The organism is Lamprobacter sp., from assembly GCF_034860625.1.
In the GTDB taxonomy this organism is placed as follows: Bacteria; Pseudomonadota; Gammaproteobacteria; order Chromatiales; family Chromatiaceae; genus Lamprobacter.
Genome location: NZ_JAYESN010000572.1, coordinates 1 through 1,163 on the forward strand (window position 1 = coordinate 1; position 1,163 = coordinate 1,163).

General features: G+C 56.2%; 2 protein-coding genes. Both read left to right on the forward strand.

Going from position 1 to position 1,163, the window contains the following annotated elements; genetic code table 11:
• Positions 1 to 306 (forward strand): hypothetical protein (locus VBE63_RS29885; protein ID WP_323686597.1); only part of this gene is annotated, 306 nt, incomplete at its 5' end.
• Positions 307 to 563: 257 nt separating this feature from the next.
• The gene (locus VBE63_RS29890) at positions 564 to 1,145 is read left to right on the forward strand and encodes a hypothetical protein (protein ID WP_323686598.1); all 582 of its coding nucleotides are present in this window, start codon (positions 564 to 566) and stop codon (positions 1,143 to 1,145) included.
• Positions 1,146 to 1,163: the final 18 nt, after the last annotated feature.

The following is a 1,163-nucleotide window of genomic DNA, read 5'->3' on the forward strand; positions in this document are numbered from 1 at the left end:
TATCTCTCCGCATCAGAAGATCGCAACATGGCGAGCCATTTCGCGGCATCTGAAGGCGCAATCTACATCGCCTATCCCAAACAATGGTCGACGCTTGGGGTCGCTCATCGCTCCAGAAAAGAGCTACTTCAGCTGTTACGCGGACATGGGAAAGGTGACGCTGAGTGGCCCAGCGCCTATGAGGTCATGCGAGCGCGGCAATATGTCGAGGAATGGCAGGAACATCTGGCAGACTTCGCGGCTGCAGGCGACGCGACCGCGCAATCACTTCGCGGATTGGTCGACCGAGTGTTTAGTTCCATATAGCTTCTGCCATGCATCCTCAGGTACTCGCCTCATGCGCCAACTGTTGGCATAACGCCCTACAGCATGGGTCTGTTGGGCTGTCGATGGGCTTTTGTACGGAGCAGCGCGTCGTGCTCCTTCGGCCTGAGGAAACAACCTGCGCCAAACACCTGCGCAAAGACCTGTTGTTAGACTCCGCTCAGGCGTTCAGCGAGCGGCACCACCAAGTGTACAGCTGCTCGCATCAAGTCCAAAAACTCTCCGATCAAGAGCCTGTTGTGGCCTCGGATTATATCGAAGCGTCGGCCGCCTTTATCCGCCACGACAAAGTCGGTGAGGCCGTTGCGGACTATGGCGAATATGGCACGAAGATCGAATCGCTCGCTCAACTTCGCGCCCTGGGTACCTTTCGAGCAGAGCTTGCGATGCTAACGCTTGGCCGAGCCTATTCCCGCCGATGCGTTCAGCGCGGTGGACAATGGACGAGCGGACTGCATCTGTTGTGGTGGACAAAGCGTCGCCTACAGGAGCGGCAGCCACCAGAGCCCGAGCCGAGTGATTTTCGATATCAGACCGCAGGCAGTCTCGAGCGTCAGGTTGAATTGGCCAGTTGGTCACTGATGATGTCAAGGCTGGTTTTTCTCTCTGATCTTGGCGCCTATGCGGTGGCCGAAGGTGATCCTGTTGGTCGGCTGCGCGGGATTGCCGAGCAGGCCGCTGCAGAGACCGAAATCCCTGGAAAGAAAAGGTTGTTACGCTGGATTAAAAAGGTTGGTCTGCCAATCATTGAAGAAGCGATCTCTGAAGGCCGATACCGTGAAATCACTTCAGCACTGCGTGAGTCGTCTGCGCTTGCGTGATCAAACTAAAGAAACACC